The 19,447-nt window shown below is 59.8% G+C and carries 22 protein-coding genes; 16 read left to right on the top strand and 6 right to left on the bottom strand.

Features of this window, described 5'->3' with window-relative positions:
• Positions 1 to 138: 138 nt before the first annotated feature.
• Both hemJ and hemE read right to left on the bottom strand, forming a co-directional pair.
• The gene (gene hemJ / locus K6N12_RS10370; RefSeq protein WP_097625092.1) at positions 139 to 675 is read right to left on the bottom strand and encodes a protoporphyrinogen oxidase HemJ; all 537 of its coding nucleotides are present in this window, start codon (positions 673 to 675) and stop codon (positions 139 to 141) included.
• Positions 676 to 677: 2 nt separating this feature from the next.
• A complete protein-coding gene (hemE, locus tag K6N12_RS10375) occupies positions 678 to 1,709 on the bottom strand; it encodes a uroporphyrinogen decarboxylase (protein WP_097625093.1) in 1,032 nt (343 codons plus the stop codon).
• A gap of 400 nt (positions 1,710 to 2,109) precedes the next feature.
• Here hemE and K6N12_RS10380 point away from each other — a divergent pair, with 400 nt between their 5' ends.
• From K6N12_RS10380 to dnaQ, 5 genes are read left to right on the top strand one after another with little or no spacing between them, the layout of a single operon-like run.
• Positions 2,110 to 2,931: a pyruvate, water dikinase regulatory protein gene (locus K6N12_RS10380; protein WP_097625094.1), complete on the top strand. Its 822-nt coding sequence runs from the start codon at positions 2,110 to 2,112 to the stop codon at positions 2,929 to 2,931.
• A 33-nt stretch (positions 2,932 to 2,964) separates the two neighbouring features.
• Complete coding sequence (locus K6N12_RS10385) at positions 2,965 to 3,564, top strand: Maf-like protein (RefSeq protein WP_097625095.1); 600 nt, start codon at positions 2,965 to 2,967, stop codon at positions 3,562 to 3,564.
• A complete protein-coding gene (locus tag K6N12_RS10390) occupies positions 3,557 to 4,414 on the top strand; it encodes a shikimate dehydrogenase (protein WP_097625096.1) in 858 nt (285 codons plus the stop codon). The genes K6N12_RS10385 and K6N12_RS10390 overlap by 8 nt, the downstream gene beginning before the upstream one ends.
• Positions 4,414 to 5,025 carry a dephospho-CoA kinase gene (coaE, locus tag K6N12_RS10395; protein WP_097625097.1) on the top strand — a complete coding sequence of 204 codons (612 nt, stop codon included), beginning with the start codon at positions 4,414 to 4,416 and terminating at the stop codon, positions 5,023 to 5,025. The genes K6N12_RS10390 and coaE overlap by 1 nt, the downstream gene beginning before the upstream one ends.
• Positions 5,018 to 5,740 carry a DNA polymerase III subunit epsilon gene (gene dnaQ / locus K6N12_RS10400; protein ID WP_097625098.1) on the top strand — a complete coding sequence of 241 codons (723 nt, stop codon included), beginning with the start codon at positions 5,018 to 5,020 and terminating at the stop codon, positions 5,738 to 5,740. Before coaE ends, dnaQ begins: the two co-directional genes overlap by 8 nt.
• Positions 5,741 to 5,807: 67 nt before the next feature.
• On the opposite strand, the gene secB is transcribed toward dnaQ, so the two are convergent.
• Both secB and K6N12_RS10410 read right to left on the bottom strand, forming a co-directional pair.
• The gene (gene secB / locus K6N12_RS10405) at positions 5,808 to 6,290 is read right to left on the bottom strand and encodes a protein-export chaperone SecB (protein WP_003589527.1); all 483 of its coding nucleotides are present in this window, start codon (positions 6,288 to 6,290) and stop codon (positions 5,808 to 5,810) included.
• A gap of 101 nt (positions 6,291 to 6,391) precedes the next feature.
• Positions 6,392 to 6,898 (bottom strand): FxsA family protein, encoded by a 507-nt coding sequence (locus K6N12_RS10410; protein WP_097625099.1) that lies wholly within the window; start codon positions 6,896 to 6,898, stop codon positions 6,392 to 6,394.
• Positions 6,899 to 7,029: 131 nt separating this feature from the next.
• Between K6N12_RS10410 and K6N12_RS10415 the strand changes: the two genes are divergently transcribed.
• The 5 genes from K6N12_RS10415 to gyrB all read left to right on the top strand — a co-directional run bounded on the left by K6N12_RS10415 (position 7,030) and on the right by gyrB (position 12,359).
• Positions 7,030 to 7,734: a Tim44/TimA family putative adaptor protein gene (locus tag K6N12_RS10415; protein ID WP_097625100.1), complete on the top strand. Its 705-nt coding sequence runs from the start codon at positions 7,030 to 7,032 to the stop codon at positions 7,732 to 7,734.
• On the top strand, positions 7,727 to 8,845 hold the full coding sequence (mltA, locus tag K6N12_RS10420) for a murein transglycosylase A (RefSeq protein WP_097625101.1): 1,119 nt from the start codon (positions 7,727 to 7,729) through the stop codon (positions 8,843 to 8,845). The genes K6N12_RS10415 and mltA overlap by 8 nt, the downstream gene beginning before the upstream one ends.
• The gene (locus K6N12_RS10425; RefSeq protein ID WP_097625102.1) at positions 8,845 to 9,414 is read left to right on the top strand and encodes a Smr/MutS family protein; all 570 of its coding nucleotides are present in this window, start codon (positions 8,845 to 8,847) and stop codon (positions 9,412 to 9,414) included. Before mltA ends, K6N12_RS10425 begins: the two co-directional genes overlap by 1 nt.
• Positions 9,411 to 9,788: a helix-turn-helix domain-containing protein gene (locus K6N12_RS10430; protein ID WP_012559396.1), complete on the top strand. Its 378-nt coding sequence runs from the start codon at positions 9,411 to 9,413 to the stop codon at positions 9,786 to 9,788. The genes K6N12_RS10425 and K6N12_RS10430 overlap by 4 nt, the downstream gene beginning before the upstream one ends.
• A 135-nt stretch (positions 9,789 to 9,923) precedes the next feature.
• Positions 9,924 to 12,359: a DNA topoisomerase (ATP-hydrolyzing) subunit B gene (gyrB, locus tag K6N12_RS10435; protein WP_097625153.1), complete on the top strand. Its 2,436-nt coding sequence runs from the start codon at positions 9,924 to 9,926 to the stop codon at positions 12,357 to 12,359.
• A 66-nt stretch (positions 12,360 to 12,425) separates the two neighbouring features.
• On the opposite strand, the gene K6N12_RS10440 is transcribed toward gyrB, so the two are convergent.
• Both K6N12_RS10440 and K6N12_RS10445 read right to left on the bottom strand, forming a co-directional pair.
• Complete coding sequence (locus tag K6N12_RS10440; RefSeq protein ID WP_097625103.1) at positions 12,426 to 13,025, bottom strand: nitroreductase family protein; 600 nt, start codon at positions 13,023 to 13,025, stop codon at positions 12,426 to 12,428.
• Positions 13,026 to 13,065: 40 nt separating this feature from the next.
• Positions 13,066 to 13,350: a DUF2218 domain-containing protein gene (locus K6N12_RS10445; RefSeq protein WP_097625104.1), complete on the bottom strand. Its 285-nt coding sequence runs from the start codon at positions 13,348 to 13,350 to the stop codon at positions 13,066 to 13,068.
• 253 nt (positions 13,351 to 13,603) lie between these two features.
• Here K6N12_RS10445 and K6N12_RS10450 point away from each other — a divergent pair, with 253 nt between their 5' ends.
• From K6N12_RS10450 to trpB, 6 genes are all read left to right on the top strand, one after another.
• Entirely contained in the window at positions 13,604 to 14,446 is an 843-nt protein-coding gene (locus K6N12_RS10450) for a fumarylacetoacetate hydrolase family protein (RefSeq protein ID WP_097625105.1), read from the top strand.
• A gap of 201 nt (positions 14,447 to 14,647) precedes the next feature.
• Entirely contained in the window at positions 14,648 to 15,925 is a 1,278-nt protein-coding gene (locus tag K6N12_RS10455) for a polyhydroxyalkanoate depolymerase (protein ID WP_097625106.1), read from the top strand.
• Positions 15,926 to 16,070: 145 nt separating this feature from the next.
• Positions 16,071 to 16,505 carry a DUF2852 domain-containing protein gene (locus K6N12_RS10460; RefSeq protein ID WP_003571403.1) on the top strand — a complete coding sequence of 145 codons (435 nt, stop codon included), beginning with the start codon at positions 16,071 to 16,073 and terminating at the stop codon, positions 16,503 to 16,505.
• Positions 16,506 to 16,592: 87 nt separating this feature from the next.
• Positions 16,593 to 17,351 carry a M48 family metallopeptidase gene (locus tag K6N12_RS10465; protein ID WP_097625107.1) on the top strand — a complete coding sequence of 253 codons (759 nt, stop codon included), beginning with the start codon at positions 16,593 to 16,595 and terminating at the stop codon, positions 17,349 to 17,351.
• Positions 17,352 to 17,555: 204 nt separating this feature from the next.
• Complete coding sequence (locus K6N12_RS10470; RefSeq protein WP_097625108.1) at positions 17,556 to 18,224, top strand: phosphoribosylanthranilate isomerase; 669 nt, start codon at positions 17,556 to 17,558, stop codon at positions 18,222 to 18,224.
• A gap of 2 nt (positions 18,225 to 18,226) precedes the next feature.
• Positions 18,227 to 19,447 (top strand): tryptophan synthase subunit beta, encoded by a 1,221-nt coding sequence (gene trpB / locus K6N12_RS10475; RefSeq protein ID WP_097625109.1) that lies wholly within the window; start codon positions 18,227 to 18,229, stop codon positions 19,445 to 19,447.

Genomic DNA, 19,447 nt, shown 5'->3' on the forward strand with positions numbered 1-19,447 from the left:
CTGCGAAAGGGCTCGCAGACGACTGAACTCTACACACATGCCACGTAGATGAGTTGCGCGGAAAATAGCGACTCGCAATCGCCGCCGCAAGAGGGCTGCTTAAAATGAAGCAAATTTAACCTCAGGGCGATTTTCCCCTCAGAACGGCTTCACCACGACGAGAATCACGATCACGATCATCAGCAAGGTCGGCGCCTCGTTCATGAAGCGCCAATAGCGCGCGGAGCGGCGATTTTCATCTCGCTCGAAGGCTCGGACCGCCCGGCTGAAAAACATATGAACACCGGTCAGCAGCACGACGAGGCCGATCTTAGCATGCAGCCAGCCGCCCTGGAATCCATAGACCGACCAGGCGAGATAGAGGCCGAAAAGCCATGTCAGCATCATCGCCGGCGTCATGATGATCCGAAGCAGCCGGCGCTCCATCACCTTGAAGGTTTCCGATTGCACCGAGCCCGGTTCGGCATCGGTGTGGTAGATGAACAGCCGCGGCATATAGAACAACCCGGCCATCCAGGAAATCACCGCGATGATGTGGAGCGCCTTGATCCAGAGGTAGAGATTATCAGGGTTCCAGGCGAAAAGCCCGACCGCCATCAGCGCGAAGAAAACCAGCGCAAAATGGGCGCGCCGGCGGGCATAAGCGCCGGGTCTGCGATCGGTCTGCCTTTCCATCGTCACTTCGCACTCCGCACACGATCGACCAGCAGGCGCACATGCTCGGGGTCGGCCTGCGGCGTGATGCCGTGGCCGAGATTGAAGATCAGCGGTCCTTGGCCGAGATGCTGCAGAATATCGTCAATACCTTCTTCCAGGGCCCGGCCGCCGGCAACGACGCGCATCGGATCGAGATTGCCCTGCACCGGTCCGTCCCTCTGAAGTTCGGCGGCAAAGGCCAAAGGCACCGACCAGTCGAGGCCGATCGCATCGGCGCCCGTCTTCTGACGATAGTTCTTCAGCTGGTAACCGGCGCCCTTTGCGAAGGCGATGATGCGCGCATGCGGCCGCTGCGATTTGACCGAAGCGATCATTCGCGCAACCGGCCGGATCGCGAACGCCTCGAACTCCCTCTCGCCGAGAACCCCAGCCCAGGAATCGAAGATCTGCACGGCATCGGCACCGGCATCGATCTGAGCGACGAGATAATCAGCCGATACGTCGGCAAGCAGCATCAGCAGCTGTTCGAAGGCGCGGGGATGGTTGTAGGCGAAGAGACGGGCAGGGGCTTGATCCGGCGTGCCGTGACCGGCGATCATATAGGTCGCAACCGTCCAGGGCGCCCCGCAGAAGCCGAGCAGCGTCGTCTCATCAGGCAACTCCTGGCGCAGCCGCCGCACCGTTTCCAGAACCGGTCTGAGATAATCGACGACCTCTTCCCCGTTCAATCGCCCGATCCCGGTTTCGTCGATTGGATCCATCTCCGGGCCATGGCCCTCGGTGAACCGGACGTTCCGCTTCATTGCATCGGGAATGACCAGGATATCGGAAAACAGAATGGCGGCGTCAAAGCCATAACGCCGGATCGGCTGCAATGTCACTTCGACGGCATGATCGGGCGTATAGCAGAGATCGAGGAAGCTTCCGGCCTTTGCCCGTGTCTGCCGATATTCCGGGAGATAACGTCCCGCCTGTCTCATCAGCCAGAGAGGAGGAGGGGAGAGGCTTTCGCCATCGAGAACCCTCATGATCTTTCGGCGCGTGTCGCTCAAGCGCTTCTTCCCTATAAAAAATCAAAGATATTTTTAAAGGTTTCTATTTCTTAGAGTCGGTGTCTATCAAGGATTAATATCCATCCACTGCCGATGCCATTTGTCGCGTGCTGGCAAAAAATATCGGAAGGATTTCGCTATTTCATCGAAAGTTTGGGGAGAAACCGAATCTGAAAATGATTCCAAATCCTTCCGGAGAGACGATTTTTCTCGTCGCTGTGGATAAGCTGTGGACCCCATCTCGACAAATCAACCTCTTCCACATCGTCCACAGGGCCTGCGGAAAGCGATCCGCAAAATTCGAAATGTGGATAAGGGGGCATGTTTTCCCTTGCCGGGAGATGCCTCGCCGCCTTAGCTCTGTTTCATCCAGTCTTTTCAACAGGCAGTGGAAAATAGCGTGGAGAACAGAACGAACTTCTTTCATCTGCATCTGATTTCTGACTCAACCGGAGAGACTCTGATCTCCGCCGGCCGCGCCGCATCGGCGCAGTTCAGATCCGCGCAGCCGATCGAACATGTCTATCCGCTGATCCGCAACCGCAAACAGCTGCTGCCGGTTCTGCAGGCGATCGATGATGCCCCTGGCATCGTACTCTATACGATTGTCGACCGGGAGCTTGCGAGCCTGATCGATGAGCGCTGCGTCGAGATGGGTGTTGCCTCGGTGAATGTGCTGGAGCCGGTCATGAATGCGTTCCAGATCTATCTTGGCGCCCCATCGCGCCGTCGGGTCGGCGCTCAGCATGTGATGAATGCCGGATACTTCGCACGCATCGAAGCGTTGAATTTCACCATGGATCATGACGATGGCCAGATGCCGGATGATTATAATGGCGCCGATGTCGTCATCATCGGCATCAGCCGCACGTCGAAAACGCCGACCAGCATCTATCTCGCCAACCGTGGCATCAAGACGGCGAATATTCCGATCGTTTATGGCGTGCCGCTGCCGGAGAGCCTGTTCACGACGACCAAGCCGCTGATCGTCTGCCTGATCGCCACCACCGACCGCATCTCCCAGGTGCGGGAAAATCGCATCCTCGGCGCGACGCATGGTTTCGATCGTGAACACTATACCGATCGCGCGGCAATATCCGAGGAGCTGAAATATGCCCGCTCGCTCTGCGCTCGCCATAACTGGCCGCTGATCGACGTCACTCGCCGATCCATCGAGGAAACCGCCGCGGCAATCGTTGCCCTGCGCCCAAAGCTGCGCTAAGCGCTGACCGGCAGCCGGTACGTCGAGGAGCCTATGATAACAAAACTCATCCTTGCATCGTCGAGCCCGTTTCGGCGGATGCTGATGGAAAATGCCGGCCTATTCTTTGAGGCGCATGCCGCGCGGATCGATGAAAGGGCGGTCGAAGCCCCGTTGGAAAAAGCCGGCGCTCAGCCGGATGCCGTTGCTCTCGTCCTCGCCAAGGCCAAGGCCCAAGAGGTCAGCAGCCGTTTCCCCGATGGCCTGGTCATCGGTTCAGATCAGACGATGTCGCTCGGCGATCGCGTCTTCCATAAGCCGACGGATATGGCCGAAGCGGCAAATCACCTCCAGACTCTTTCTGGAGCAACCCACCGCCTGAACAGTGCTGTGGCAATCGTCCGCAACGGGGCTGTGGTGTGGGAACATCTCGCCCATGCCGATCTAACCATGCGGCCGCTGACCGCGGATTTCATTGGGCGGCACCTGGCCCGTGTCGGCAACAAGGCGCTCTCCAGCGTCGGCGCCTATCAATTGGAAGGGGAGGGCATTCAGCTGTTCGAGAAAATCGAAGGTGATTATTTCACCATTCTCGGCCTGCCGATGTTACCGCTTCTGGAAAAATTACGCGACCTCGGAGCGATCGATGGGTGATTCACGTGAAACATTCGGGCCGAAAGCGTTTGTCACGGGCTTTCCGGTCAAGCATTCGCGCTCGCCGTTGATCCACGGATATTGGCTGAAGACGCTCGGCCTGCCAGGCAGCTATCGCGCCCATGAAGTGGCGCCCGAGGGCTTTGCCGATTTTATTGCTTCGCTGAAGGATGGCAGTTCCGGCTTTGCCGGCGGCAATGTCACCATTCCCCACAAGGAACTGGCTTTCCGTCTCGCCGACAAGCCGGACGAACTGTCGCGCGAACTCGGCGCCTCGAACACGCTCTGGCGGGAGAATGGCCTCCTGCATGCGACGAACACCGACGGCGTCGGCTTCACTGCCAATCTCGACGAACGCCATCCGGGGTGGGACCGCCACGACACGGCGGTCGTCTTTGGCGCCGGCGGCGCCAGCCGGGCGATCATCCAGGCGGTTCGCGACCGCGGTTTCAAGACGATCCATGTGGTCAACCGTACCGTCGAACGCGCCCGTGAACTGGCCGACCGTTTTGGTCCGAAAGTTCAGGCCCATCCGGCGGGTGCCCTGGCCGAGGTGATGAAAGGCGCCGGCCTCTTCATCAATACCACCTCGCTCGGCATGGACGGCGAGGCCGCACCCCAGCTCGATTTCACGCCTCTCGCAACTGAGGCCGTCGTCACCGATATCGTCTATATCCCCCTGAAGACTCCGATCCTGGCGCAGGCGGAAGAGCAGGGCTTTCCGATCGTCGATGGTCTCGGCATGCTGCTGCATCAGGCTGTGCCGGGATTCGAAAAATGGTTCGGCAAGCGTCCTGTCGTCGACGCGGCACTGCGCGCGCTGATCATCGCGGATATGGAAGCACACTGATGCTGAAGATTGGACTGACCGGCTCCATCGGTATGGGAAAATCGACGGCGGGCAAGCTCTTTGCCGAGGCCGGCATCCCGCTGAATGATTCGGATGCCGTGGTCCACGATCTCTATGCCGGCGAGGCCGCACCCCTGGTGGATGCCGCCTTTCCCGGCACGATGAAGGATGGCGCCGTCGACCGCCACGAACTTGGCCGTCAGCTGGCGCTTGATCCCGGCGGCTTCAAACGCCTGGAAGCGATCGTTCATCCGCTGGTGCGCAAACGCGAGATGGAATTTTTAAAACGGCAGCGCCGCGCCGGCGCCGGGATGGTCGTGCTCGATATTCCGTTGCTCTTCGAAACCAACGCCTGGGAAAGAGTGGATGTCGTCGTCGTCGTCAGCGCCGGTCCACAGATTCAACGCGAGAGGGTGCTTGCGCGCGAAGGCATGACCGAGGAAAAATTCGAGATGATTCTCTCACGCCAGACGCCGGACGGGGAAAAACGGCGGCGGGCGGATTATCTGATCGACAGCAGCCGCAGTATCGCGGAGACGAAGGAACGGGTGCTCGAGATTATCGCCGACCTGAAAACGCGGATTGCCAAGGGAGATTTCCGGAATGCGTGAGATCATCTTCGATACGGAAACCACGGGCCTCGACAACCGTGCCGACCGCATCATCGAAATCGGCGGCATCGAGCTCTTCAACCATTTCCCGACCGGCAATGTGATCCATATCTACATCAATCCAGGCGATCAGAAGGTTCATCCGGATGCGCTCGCCGTGCACGGCATCACCGACGAATTCCTGAAGGACAAGAAACCCTTTGCTGAGGTCGCCGAGGAAATCCTGACCTTCTTCGGCGACGCAAAGTGGATTGCCCATAACGCCACCTTCGATATGGGCTTCATCAACGCCGAATTGGCGCGGATCGGTTTGCCGCCGATCCTGCCGGAGCGGGTGCTGGACACCCTGTCGATGGCGCGGCGCAAACATCCGATGGGCCCGAATTCACTCGACGCGCTCTGCCGGCGCTACGGCATCGACAATTCGCACCGCACCAAACACGGCGCGCTGCTCGACTCCGAACTGCTCGCCGAAGTCTATATCGAGATGATCGGCGGCAGGCAGGCAGCTTTCGGCCTCAGCATGACCGCTACCTCAGGTCAGAACGGTCGCGGCGATGCGACTGAGGAGGACGATGTGGTGATTGCATCCGTGTTCGAGCGGCCTCGCCCGCTTGCCCCCCGGCTCAGCCAGTCCGAGGCGCAGGCGCATGAGGCGCTCGTCGCCAAGCTCGGTGAAAAAGGCATCTGGGCAAAATACGCCAGCCCGAACTAAACCGGCCGCAATTGAAAATGCCCGGGACTTGCCCGGGCATCTGCATCTCAAAACCGAAAAGATCCGATCAGTTCGGAACGGCCTCAACCTTTGCGCGGGCCTGTTCTTCGGCAACGCGCTGGGCGAACATCTGCGTGAAGTCGATCGGGTCGATCATCAGCGGCGGGAAACCGCCGTTGCGGGTGACGTCGGCGATGATCTGACGGGCGAAGGGGAAGAGCATGCGCGGGCACTCGATGAAGAGAACCGGCAGCATGTGTTCCTGCGGGAAACCGGCAACGCGGAAGACGCCGCCATAAGCGAGTTCTGTATGGAACACCGTCTTGTCGCCGTCCTTGGCTTCGGCATTCAGCGACAGCACGACATCGAAATCCGTATCCGAAAGCGGGTTGGCGTTAACGTTCACATTGATGTTGATCGTCGGCGCCTTGTCGCGGGCCTGCAGCGAACGCGGCGCACCCGGATTTTCGAAGGAGAGGTCCTTGGTATATTGCGCAAGGATCGAAAGGGTGGGGCTGGCCGCACCGTTGGTGTTGTTATCGTCTGCCATTGGCTTTTCCTCGAGGGGCATGGGAATGGTGCCGCCATCTAACATTTCAGGGAAGGGCTTACAACCCTGAGCGCTTGGCGCCGTTGATCGGTCGAAGCGCCTCAATCTCCGAGATGTTTGCCCGACCATGGCGAGTTGCGGTCCGGCTCCCTATGATAGTCCTCGTCGTCGAGATCGACCACCTTCGAATTCCGGTTGCCGTCGCGGAAATCTGGTTTCGAGGAGGCGGAAAAGCCGCTCCTGGCGTTGACCGTGACGAAGCGTTTGGCGACCCACCGCCAGACGAAATCACGCACCGGCGGAATGAGGATCAGGATTGCGATGACATCCGTGATGAAACCGGGAACGATCAGCAGCAGCGACGCGATGACGTTCATCGCCGGCTGCAGCAGCTCGCGGCCCGGCATCACCCCGTTTCGTCCTTCGCTCGACATGCGGCGCAAAATACCGATGCCCTGCCGGCGCAGCAGAACCACCCCGAGAACGAAGCCCAGCATGACGAGCGCCAGTGTCAGCCACAATCCGATTGCCCGGCCGACGACGACGAAACCGGCAATTTCGGCGAGCGGCAGCAGTAGAATGAAAGCTGGCAGGATCGAAAAACGCATGGTCGTGATGTCCCGGGCTTGCCGGTCTCCTCTTGGCGCTGGCGAAGATGCCAGCCATCATTTGAATCATCTGTATAGGCAGACTATATGGGAGTACAAATCAGAGATGTTAACGGCGGCTGCGATACGATATGAGTTCGAACGACTTCATCACATTATTCTTCCTGGTCGCGGCTGTGCTGATTTTCTTTCAGCTCCGCTCCGTGCTCGGGCGCCGCACAGGAAATGAGAAGCCGCCGCGCGATCTCTATACGCCGCGCGATGCGGCTCCGGCCGAAACCGCCGATGCCGGCAAGGTCGTGACGCTGCCGCGCCGCGATGCGACGAGCGAGGATGAGGATCGTTTCGCTGCCATCGACGCCTTCGCCGCACCCGGAACGCCGCTCAACGAATCGCTGCGCGCGCTGAACAAGGCCGATCCGGCCTTCAGCCCGAAAGAGTTTTTGAATGGCGCCCGCATGGCTTACGAGATGATCGTCATGGCCTATGCCGATGGCGACCGGAAAACGCTGAAGAACCTGCTGTCGCGCGAAGTATACGACGGCTTCGATGCCGCGATCGGCGAGCGCGAAACCCGGGGCGAGAAAGTGAAGTCCACCTTCGTCGGCATCGACAAGGCCGAAATCACCCATGCGGAGACGAAGGGCAGCGAAGCGCAGATCACCGTTCGCATCATCAGCCAGCTGATATCGGCCACTTACGACAAAGCGGACGTGCTGATCGAAGGCGACGCCGAAAACGTCGCCGAGGTCAACGACCTCTGGACTTTCGCCCGCGACACCCGCTCGCGCGATCCGAACTGGAAACTCGTGGCGACCGAATCGGAACATGAGTGACCACGCATCGGACTTCGTCCTGCAGGCCGTAAGCTTCGACACTCTGGAAGGCTGGAAGGATGACGATCCCTCCGGCCTTTTTGAGGTCATGCGGCGCTGCCGCCGCCAGATCAGCGATGTCAAACTCTACCGCACCGGATCGCTTGGCCTGAGCTCGGAAGACCTGCTGCCGCTTCTGCACGCCGCCGAAGATTTCACGCCGTCATCGCCATCAGCGGCGCGCGCCTTTTTCGAGACGCATTGTCGGCCCTTCCTGATTCGCCGCAAGGATGGCAATCCCGGCTTCGTCACCGCCTTTTACGAACCTGATATCGAGGTGTCGGAGCGGCCGGACGAGGTTTTCCGTTTCCCTTTCTACCGGCGCCCGGACGATCTGATCGATCTCGACGATGCCAATCGCCCCGCCGATCTCGACAATTCCTATGCTTTCGGCCGCCTGCATGATGGCCGCATCGCTGCCTATCCGGATCGCCGCGCCATCGACCAGGGTTTTCTCGAAGGCCGCGGTCTTGAAATCGCCTGGGCGAAGTCGAAAGTCGACGTCTTCTTTGTGCATGTGCAGGGCGCGGCCCGTTTGCGTTACGGCGATGGCCGCATCGGCCGCATCACCTATGCGGCGAAGGCCGGCCATCCTTTCTCGGCGGTCGGCAAGCTGCTGATCGACCGAGGCGAGATCGCTCGCGCCGACGTCTCGATGCAGTCGATCCGCGCCTGGCTGGCGCGCAATCCCGAGTACGTAGACGAGGTGCTGTGGCATAACCGCTCCTATATCTTCTTCCGGGAGGCGCCCGTTGCCGATCCCGAGGCCGGTCCGGTCGCCGCCGCCAAGGTTCCGCTTTTGGCCGGACGCTCGCTTGCCGTCGACCGGATGGTCCATACCTTCGGCTTTCCCTTCTTCATCCGCTCCGAAAGCCTCACCCATCTCGATGACGCCCGGCCCTTCCGCCGGCTGATGCTGGCGCTCGATACCGGCTCGGCGATCGTCGGGCCGGCGCGCGGCGATATCTTCACCGGCTCGGGGGATCTGGCCGGAGAAAGGGCCGGCACAGTTCGCAACGATGCCGATTTCGCCATCCTTATTCCCCAAGCTGCCGCCGGACGATTCGACTGATGGCCAGGGATCGGAAACTCAGCGCGGACGAGAGGATCCTCTGGGGCAAGGTTGCCCGCAGCACAAGGCCGATGCCCGGTAAGGCGGGTGAATTGACCGAACTCGATGCTTTTCTTGTCGAAGCCGAAGCGGCGGCCGAACAGGAGAAGGCAGGAAAGCAGACATCCGCCGCACCTCTGTCGCCGCAGCACGCAGCACCCTCGGCGCCGAAACCGCCGACAGGCGTGCATCATCCACTGGAAAAGCCGGTCAAGCGCAAGATCGCCAAGGGCCGGCTGGCGCTCGAAGCGCGGATCGACCTGCATGGGCTGGTGCAGAGCGAGGCTCATGTCATCCTGCTCGATTTCCTGATGCGCGCCCATGAGCGCGGCATGCGCCATGTCCTGGTCATCACCGGCAAAGGCAGCTCGATGGGCAGCGACGGCGCGCTGAAGCGGGCCGTGCCGCTTTGGTTCTCGAAGCCGGAATTCCGCTACCTGATCTCGTCTTATGAATCGGCCGCACAGCATCATGGCGGGGAGGGCGCTCTCTACATTCGCCTGTCGCGGCGGCATGGGGAAAAGCCATGACCCCTTTCGGAGAGGCGATTCGCAAGCTGAGAGCGCGTAAGGGTGTCTCGCAGAAGGAGATGGCGGAAGCGCTGAATGTCTCTCCCGCCTATCTCTCGGCGCTCGAACATGGCAAGCGTGGTTTACCGACATTCGATCTGCTGCAGCGCATCGCCGGCTATTTCAACATCATCTGGGATGAGGCCGAGGAACTGTTTCTGCTCGCCCGCTCCTCCGACCCGCGCGTCGTCATCGACACATCAGGCCTGCCGCCGGAATATACCGAATTTGCCAACCGATTGGCGCGGCGGATCCGCAGCCTTGACAGCGCAGAGATAGGCCGGCTATCCGCTCTTCTCGAAAATGGCGTCAAAGGCGACGGAAAAGCGTCATAATCCCCTGTTTTATGCCTTGTTCAGGGGACTTGCCATTGGGAAGTGTGTCCAAAAAACCTATATACGAGAGTGAAGAAAGCCGGTGATTCGCAAGGCGCGCCGCAGCTTTACGACAACAGGGAAAATCTCGACAGAATGAGCGACACATCCGCGACGGAAAACGGCGTAAGCACCGAATATGGCGCAGATTCCATCAAGGTTCTGAAGGGCCTTGATGCCGTGCGCAAGCGTCCCGGCATGTATATCGGCGATACCGACGATGGCTCCGGCCTTCATCACATGGTCTATGAGGTCGTCGACAACGCGATCGACGAAGCGCTTGCCGGCCATGCCGACATCGTCACCGTCACGCTCAATCCGGATGGCTCGGTGACCGTCACCGATAACGGCCGCGGCATCCCGACGGATATTCATACCGGGGAAGGCGTATCGGCGGCCGAAGTCATCATGACTCAGCTGCATGCCGGCGGCAAGTTCGACCAGAATTCCTACAAGGTCTCCGGCGGTCTGCACGGCGTCGGCGTCTCCGTCGTCAACGCATTGTCCGTTTGGCTGAAACTGAAGATCCGCCGCCAGGGCAAGATCCATGAAATGAGCTTCACCCATGGTGTGGCCGATGCGCCGCTCAAGGTCACCGGCGAAGCGCCCAATGAGACCGGCACGGAAGTGAGTTTCATGCCGAGCACCGATACTTTCACCATGACGGAGTTCGACTACGGCACGCTCGAGCATCGCCTGCGCGAACTCGCCTTCCTGAACTCGGGCGTGCGCATCCTGCTGACCGACAAGCGCCATTCCGATATCAAGCAGGAGGAGCTGCGTTATGACGGCGGCCTCGAGGCTTTCGTCGCTTATCTCGACCGTGCCAAGAAGTCGCTCGTCGACAAGCCGGTCGCCATCCGCGGCGAAAAAGACGGCATCACCGTCGAAGTGGCGATGTGGTGGAACGACAGCTACCACGAGAATGTGCTCTGCTTCACCAACAACATCCCGCAGCGCGACGGCGGCACCCATATGGCCGGTTTCCGGGCAGCCTTGACGCGCCAGGTCGTATCCTACGCCGACAGTTCCGGCATCACCAAAAGAGAAAAGGTGACGCTGCAGGGCGAGGATTGCCGCGAAGGCCTGACGGCGGTGCTCTCGGTCAAGGTGCCTGATCCGAAATTTTCCTCGCAGACCAAGGATAAGCTGGTTTCCTCGGAAGTCCGTCCGGTTGTCGAAAGCCTCGTTAACGAGGCGCTGAACACCTGGTTCGAAGAGCATCCGAGCGAAGCCAAGATTCTGGTCGGCAAGGTCGTCGAGGCAGCGGCGGCGCGCGAAGCGGCCCGCAAGGCCCGCGAATTGACCCGCCGCAAGGGCGCACTCGATATCGCCTCGCTGCCTGGCAAGCTCGCCGACTGCTCAGAGCGTGATCCGACAAAATCGGAGGTCTTCCTCGTCGAGGGCGACTCCGCCGGCGGCTCGGCCAAGCAGGGCCGCTCGCGCGAAAACCAGGCGATCCTGCCGTTGCGCGGCAAGATCCTCAATGTCGAGCGTGCCCGTTTCGACAAGATGCTGTCGAGCCAGGAAATCGGCACGCTGATCACAGCACTCGGCACCGGCATCGGCAAGGACGAGTTCAACGTCGAAAAGCTGCGCTATCACAAGATAATCATCATGACGGATGCTGACGTCGACGGCGCTCATATCCGCACCCTGCTGCTCACCTTTTTCTTCCGCCAGATGCCGGAACTTATCGAGCGCGGCCATCTCTATATCGCCCAGCCGCCACTCTATAAGGTCTCGCGCGGCAAGTCGGTGCAGTATCTGAAGGACGAAAAGGCGCTGGAGGAATACCTCATCAGCCAGGGCCTGGAAGATGCGGCTCTGAAACTCGGCAGCGGCGAAGTCCGCACCGGCCAGGACCTGCGCGAGGTCATCCTCGACGCGTTGCGCATGCGCGCTTTGCTCGACAATCTCCATTCGCGTTACAATCGCGCGGCCATCGAACAGGCGGCGATCGCCGGCGCCCTCAATGCCGAACGCGTCAGCGTTCGGGCAAGAGCGCAGGCATTGACGAGCGAGGTGGCAAGCCGCCTCGACATCATCGCCGAGGAAACCGAACGCGGTTGGCAGGGTGATCTGGCCAGCGATGGCGGCCTGCGCCTCGAACGCATGGTCCGCGGCGTCAAGGAAATCGTCGTGCTCGACATGGCGCTGATCGGCTCCTCGGATGCTCGGCACATCGACCAGCTGACGTCACGGCTCAAGGAAATCTATCAGACGCCGCCGTCCCTGCATCGACGCGAAGGCGACCTCGAGATCTCGGGCCCGCGCGCCTTGCTCGACGCCATCTTTGCAACCGGCCGCAAGGGCCTGACCATGCAGCGATACAAGGGTCTTGGTGAGATGAATGCCGAGCAGCTCTGGGAAACGACGCTGGATCCCAACGTGCGCTCCCTGCTGCAGGTCAAGGTCAACGACGCCACTGATGCTGACGGCCTCTTCGCCCGGCTGATGGGTGACGAAGTCGAACCGCGGCGCGAATTCATCCAGGATAACGCACTGAGCGTCGCAAACCTCGATATCTGATTGTTATTTTACCAAGCAGAAGCCGCGCCGTCTCTAGATGGCGGGGCTTTTGCTTGTGAGGGGCGATTAATCCGCGAGGAAACGGCCGTTGAACGCGATCTCGGCGAGCGGTTTGCGCTGACTGGGGAATTCGCGCGCCTGGTTGCGTTCGGAAAGAACGCTCTTGTCGGCCAGACGGCCGACGGCAACGCCGGCTTCCACCCGGTAACCCTCGGGAATGCCGAAGCTCTTCATGATTTCCTGGTGTTTGATGCCGCCCATGCCATGGGCGTAGAAACCAGAGAGGCGCGCTTGCAGCGACAGGTGGCCCCATGCCGCGCCAGCATCGAAGGAATGGGTGTAGCTGGGTTTCTCCTCGCCAGAACCGGCAACGCCGGTAAAGCTGCGCGACACGACAAAAATCAGCGCCGAGGCATTCCTGGCCCATTCCTGATTGGCATCGACGAGCAATGCGACGAATTTCTCCCAATGTTCCGAACCCTTAAGCGCATAGATAAAACGCCAGGGCTGGTGATTGGACGAAGACGGCGCCCAATGGGCGGCATCGAGCAGGCTGAGCAGTTGGGCTTCCTCGATAATTTCGCCGGTGAAGGCGCGGGGTGACCAGCGGTCGAGAAACATCGGATCGATCGGATATTGGGATTCGCGGCTATTGCTCTTGGTCATGCTTATTCCCTGAGGGCAGAAATTTGGATCGGGGTTCGTGTTAGTCGGTCCAGACGATGTCGAGTTCCTCGCGAAAGGCGAAGCGCTTCAGATGATCGTCGATGACACCCTGCATTCTTAGCTGTTGTTCGGGGTCGGCGACGGAAAGTATCATGGTCAGCGCCGCATCATCGGCGGTGAACGTCACCTCTGCCGTCTCGCTGAACGGCACGCGGCCCTTGTTCGGATCGAAATCGACGCTGAATTTGTGACTCCAGTGTTTGCAGAGCTGCTGTAGATAGCGGCTTGCATGTTCCGTGCGCACGACAGCCTGGGAGAGATGCATTTTCGAACTCCACGTCATCTTCGGATCGGTTGGGAGTCATATTTCCTGCTTCATGGGCTTGGCAAGCGCAGCATCGTCGCAATTCGGGTGCACAGACTGTCTTCATAAAAGCGGTCTACGACATGCAAAACATCGCCGAAATCCGACTAAATTCGAGGAAAGCCGTACCGCTTCGCGCCAAAGCCGTAATGACACCGGTGAATAATTCGTTCATAGGTGGCTGCAAATCCGTTTTCGATGAGGAGGAAATTCCATGAAGCTGATGCGTGTTGGCCAAGCAGGCAATGAAAAACCCGCGCTTCTCGATGCCGATGGCAAGATCCGCGATCTCTCCGGTCATGTCGCCGATATCGCCGGCGAGGCGATCACGCCGGCCGGTCTTGCGAAGATGGCGGCGATCGATCCGAAGAGCCTTCCGGAACTTATGCCCGGCCGTATTGGCGCCTGTGTCGCCGGCACTGGCAAATTCATCTGCATCGGCTTGAATTATTCGGATCATGCTGCCGAAACTGGCGCCACCGTTCCGCCCGAGCCGATCATCTTCATGAAAGCAACATCGGCAATCGTCGGGCCGAACGACGATGTCATCATTCCCCGCGGTTCGGAAAAGACCGATTGGGAAGTCGAACTTGGCGTCGTCATCGGCAAGACCGCAAAATATGTGACGGAAGCCGAAGCGCTGGATTATGTCGCCGGTTATTGCGTCTCCAACGACGTTTCCGAGCGCGCTTTCCAAACCGAGCGGTCCGGCCAGTGGACAAAGGGCAAATCCTGCGACACCTTTGGCCCGATCGGCCCATGGCTCGTGACCAAGGACGAAATCCCCGAACCGCAGAACCTCGGCATGTGGCTGACGGTCAACGGCCAGAAGATGCAGAACGGTTCGTCGAAGACCATGGTTTACGGGGTGGCTTTCCTGGTCTCCTACCTCAGTCAGTTCATGTCGCTGCATCCCGGCGACGTGATCTCGACCGGCACGCCTCCGGGTGTCGGCATGGGTCTCAAGCCGCCGCGTTTTCTCAAGGCTGGCGACGTGGTCGAGCTCGGCATCGAAGGTCTCGGCATACAGAAGCAGACTTTCGTAGCGGACCGTTAACGACGCTTCCTGCTGAGAAACTTAAGTTTTCAGGGCGATTATGATGCCGGGGATCAAATCTCCGGCATTTCTTGTGTGGGTCTGGTTCGTCCATGTTGCTGTGCAACAAAAAACTGTTAGTCTGCGTTACGTGCCCGCGTAACGGAAAGAGTCGATGCCGCTCAATCGGCCTCATCTTTTCGATAGAGAAAGGTGGCGCCTTTGTTTTATCAGCTTTATGAATTGAACCATGCCGCCATGGCGCCGTTTCGCGCCGCGGCCGATATCATGCGATTTGCCTATGCCAATCCGCTGAACCCGTTTTCCCATACGCCGCTCGGCCGGACGATGGCGGCAAGCCTCGAAATGTTCGAACGCACGACGCGCCGTTACGGCAAGCCGGAATTCGGACTGAAGCAAACGACGATCGGCGATCGGATGGTTTCCGTCCGCGAAGAGATCGTCTGGTCGCGGCCCTTCTGCAATCTCCTGCATTTCGCACGCAATGTTCCAGCCGCCCGCGGCAACGATCCGCGCATTCTGATTGTTGCGCCGATGTCCGGCCATTATGCGACGCTGCTGCGCGGCACAGTGGAGGCGCTGCTGCCGAGTGCCGATGTCTACATCACCGACTGGATCGACGCCCGCATGGTGCCGATGACGGAAGGCACCTTCGATTTCGACGACTATGTCGATTACGTCATCGAGATGCTGCATTTCCTCGGTCACGACACACATGTCATCGCCGTTTGTCAGCCTTCCGTTCCGGTGCTGGCTGCGGCTGCGGTGATGGAGGAAGCCAATGATCCGCTGTCGCCGGCGTCGATGACGCTGATGGGCGGCCCGATCGATACGCGCATCAACCCGACGGCGGTCAACAAGCTCGCCCAGGAGCGGTCGCTTCAGTGGTTCTCCGACAATGTCATCATGAACGTGCCCTGGCCGCAACCGGGCTTCATGCGCCCGGTCTATCCGGGATTCCTGCAGCTTTCGGGATTCATGTCGATGAATCTCGACCGACACCTCGTCGCGCACAAGGAATTCTTCATGCATCTCGTGAAGAACGACGGCGAACCGGAAAAGCATCGCGATTTCTACGACGAATATCTCGCCGTCATGGATCTGACCGCCGAATTCTACCTGCAGACGGTCGAGGAGGTCTTCATCAAGCATTCCCTGCCGAAGGGCGAATTGATGCATCGCGGCAAACGCGTCGATCCGGCAGCGATCCGCAAAGTGGCGCTTCTGACCGTCGAAGGTGAGAATGACGATATATCGGGGGTCGGCCAGACCAAGGCGGCGCAGACCATCTGCGTCAACATTCCCGAAGATATGCGCATGCATTACCTGCAGCCGGATGTCGGCCATTATGGTGTTTTCAACGGCTCGCGGTTCCGCCGCGAGATCGCGCCGCGTATCCTCGATTTCGTCCGCCAGCATTCCCGTTCTGCCGTGAAGCCTCCGGTTCCGCGTGTCATCAAGGGCGGGCGGACAGCCTAAATCAGGCATGGCTGAATTAGCAAAATGGATTCAAGGCCTTGTCCGATTTCACGGGCAATCGTCTTGAAGGTGGTTATTGCGGTAACCACATCGATTTCAGCGTTCGGTATCCTGCCGGACGTGGAAAGCGAGGGATACCCGCACGATGAACCAGTCAGCATTGCTTCGACCGGATTGGACTCCGGCTACCATTGCCCTGATGATTCTCGGCTTCATGGTTTTCTGGCCTCTGGGTCTTGCCATGCTTGCCTACATCATCTTCGGCGACCGTCTGCGCGGCTTCAAGCGTGACGTCAACCAGGCGACCGATGGCTTCTTTGCCTCCTGCCGCCGCTCGAACGGCCGTCACCGCCCGCATTTCTCGACCGGCAACGTCGCCTTCGACGACTGGCGCAAGGCCGAGATCGACCGGATCGAGGAAGAGCGCCGCAAGCTCGATGAAATGCGCGAGGAATTCGACGCCTACATGCGCGAACTTCGCCGCGCCAAGGACCAGGAAGAGTTCGATCGCTTCATGCGTGACCGCAAGAACGCCAAGCGTGACGACAATGGCCCGGTCGCCGAATACCAGACGCCTTGAAGGCCTGAGCGCTGAATTGATGACCGGCATCTTCCGATGCCGGTTTTTCTATGTCCGCTCCCTCGGCGAATCGGATAGAAAACACCCATGTTCTCGCTTCTGAAGACAAGGCCGAAAGCGCGGAAACCGGCGCCGCCCGAAACGCGGACGCTTGAGGTGGCCGGCCGGCTGATGCCGTTGACCATCAAGCAGCATGACCGGGCGACCCGCATCACCTTGCGCATCGAGCCGGGCGGCCGGGCCTTGAAGATGACAGTGCCGAAGGGTCTTGCGGCGCGCGAGGTCAATGCCTTTCTCGATCGGCACCAGGGTTGGCTGCTGACCAAACTTGCCAAGTTTTCGACCGATGCCGGCCTTCGCGACGGCGGCGAAATTCTTTTTCGCGGCGTTTCCCATCGCATCCAGCATACCGGCAGCTTGCGCGGGCTGACGGAGGCGGTTTCGATAGACGGCAGACCGGTGCTGCGCGTCAGCGGCATGGAGGAACATATCGGACGGCGCATCGCGGCCTTTCTCAAGAAGGAGGCGCGCGCAGAGCTGGTGAAGCTCGCGACGATGCATGCCGGAACGATCCGGGCGCCGATCCGCTCGATCTCGATGAAGGACACGCGCAGCCGTTGGGGCTCGTGCTCGTCGGAGGGAAATTTGAGCTTTTCCTGGCGCATCGTTATGGCGCCGCCCTCGGTGATCGATTATCTCGCCGCCCATGAGGTCGCCCATCTCAAGGAAATGAACCACGGCCCGCACTTCTGGGCGCTCTGCCGGAAGCTTTGCCCCGGGATGGACGAAGCGAAATCCTGGCTGAAGCGGCATGGCAGCCAGCTGCACGCCATTGATTTCGATTAGAGCATGTCGCGCAAAAGTGTGCAGCGGTTTTGCCAGGCAAGCGCTGAGCGCTTTTGCCGCAAACGACATGCGTAAAAACAAAGGGCTAAAGCGCGAGGAGCGAACCTGAAAGATCGCTAAGCGCTTTTGCCGAAGGCCGCTCTAAATACAGCTTTCCATGCAAATTGGCTCGACTCTTGCCGCGTTTCGTGTCACTTCGCTGCCATGAGACCGGATATCAAGATCTGCGGCTTGACGACGCCTGATGCTGTCGATCGCGCGCTGACGCGCGGCGCGACCCATATCGGTTTTATTTTCTTCGAAAAGAGCCCACGTTATATCGAGCCGGACTTGGCGGCAAAACTTGCCGAGCCCGCGCGTGGCAAAGCGAAGATCGTCGCCGTCGTCGTCGATCCCAGCAATGACGAACTGGACGAGATCGTCTCGCTGTTGAAGCCGGATATCCTGCAGCTCCACGGCAATGAGAGCCCCGAACATGTGCTGACCATAAAGGCGCTCTACGGTCTGCCGGTCATGAAGGTATTTTCGGTGCGCACCGCCGACGATCTGAAACGCGTCGAGGCCTATATCGGCATCGCCGATCGTTTCCTCTTCGATGCAAAAGCGCCGAAGGGTTCCGAATTGCCGGGTGGTAACGGCATTTCCTTCGACTGGAGCCTTCTGAGCTGGCTCGACGGCAGCATCGACTACATGCTGTCAGGCGGTCTGAACAAGAACAATGTCGCTGATGCGCTGGCGAATACCAAGGCACGTGGTATCGACGTCTCCTCGGGCGTCGAAACTGCGCCTGGCGTGAAGAACGTCGCAATGATCGATGAATTTTTCGATGCGGTCGACGAGGCGGATGCGCCTGTCATGGCCTCAGGGAGTTGAGAGTGAACGAGACGCCTAAACCGAATTCCTTCCGTTCCGGGCCTGATGAAGACGGCCGCTTCGGCATCTATGGCGGTCGTTTCGTTGCCGAAACGTTGATGCCGCTGATCCTCGATCTGCAGGACGAATGGGACAGGGCGAAGAACGATCCGGCATTCCAGGCCGAATTGAAGCATCTCAGCGCCCATTATATCGGCCGCCCGAGCCCGCTCTATTTCGCCGAGCGGCTTACGGCCGAACTCGGCGGCGCGAAGATCTATTTCAAGCGTGAGGAGCTGAACCACACCGGCTCGCACAAGATCAACAACTGCATCGGCCAGATCCTGCTTGCCAAGCGCATGGGCAAGACCCGGATCATCGCCGAAACCGGCGCCGGCCAGCATGGAGTTGCCTCCGCCACCGTTGCCGCCCGCTTCGGCCTGCCCTGCGTGGTCTATATGGGCGCCACCGACGTCGAGCGTCAGGCGCCGAATGTTTTCCGCATGAAGCTGCTCGGCGCGGAAGTGAAGCCGGTGACGGCCGGCAGCGGCACGCTGAAAGATGCGATGAACGAGGCGCTCCGCGACTGGGTCACCAATGTCGAGGATACCTACTACCTGATCGGAACGGCGGCGGGTCCGCATCCCTATCCGGAGATGGTCCGCGATTTTCAGTCGGTGATCGGCACCGAAGCGAAAGAGCAGATGCTGGCAGCCGAAGGCCGCCTGCCGGATCTCGTCATCGCTGCCGTCGGCGGCGGTTCGAACGCGATCGGCATTTTCCATCCTTTCCTCGATGATCCGACAGTGAAGATCGTCGGCGTCGAAGCCGGCGGCAAGGGCCTGCAGGGCGACGAACATTGCGCGTCGATCACCGCCGGTTCGCCGGGTGTGCTGCACGGCAACCGCACCTATCTGCTGCAGGATGGCGACGGCCAGATCAAGGAAGGCCATTCGATTTCGGCCGGTCTTGATTATCCCGGCATCGGCCCCGAACATTCCTGGCTCAGCGATATCGGCCGCGTCGATTATGTACCGATCATGGATCACGAAGCGCTCGAGGCCTTCCAGACCCTGACCCGCCTCGAAGGCATTATCCCGGCGCTCGAGGCCGCGCATGCGATTGCCGAGGTGATCAAGCGCGCACCGACGATGGGCAAGGACGAGATCATCCTGATGAACCTCTCCGGCCGCGGCGACAAGGATATCTTCACCGTCGGCAAGATTCTGGGAATGGGACTGTAA

It is taken from the genome of Rhizobium redzepovicii, assembly GCF_019793435.1.
Lineage (GTDB): Bacteria > Pseudomonadota > Alphaproteobacteria > Rhizobiales > Rhizobiaceae > Rhizobium > Rhizobium redzepovicii.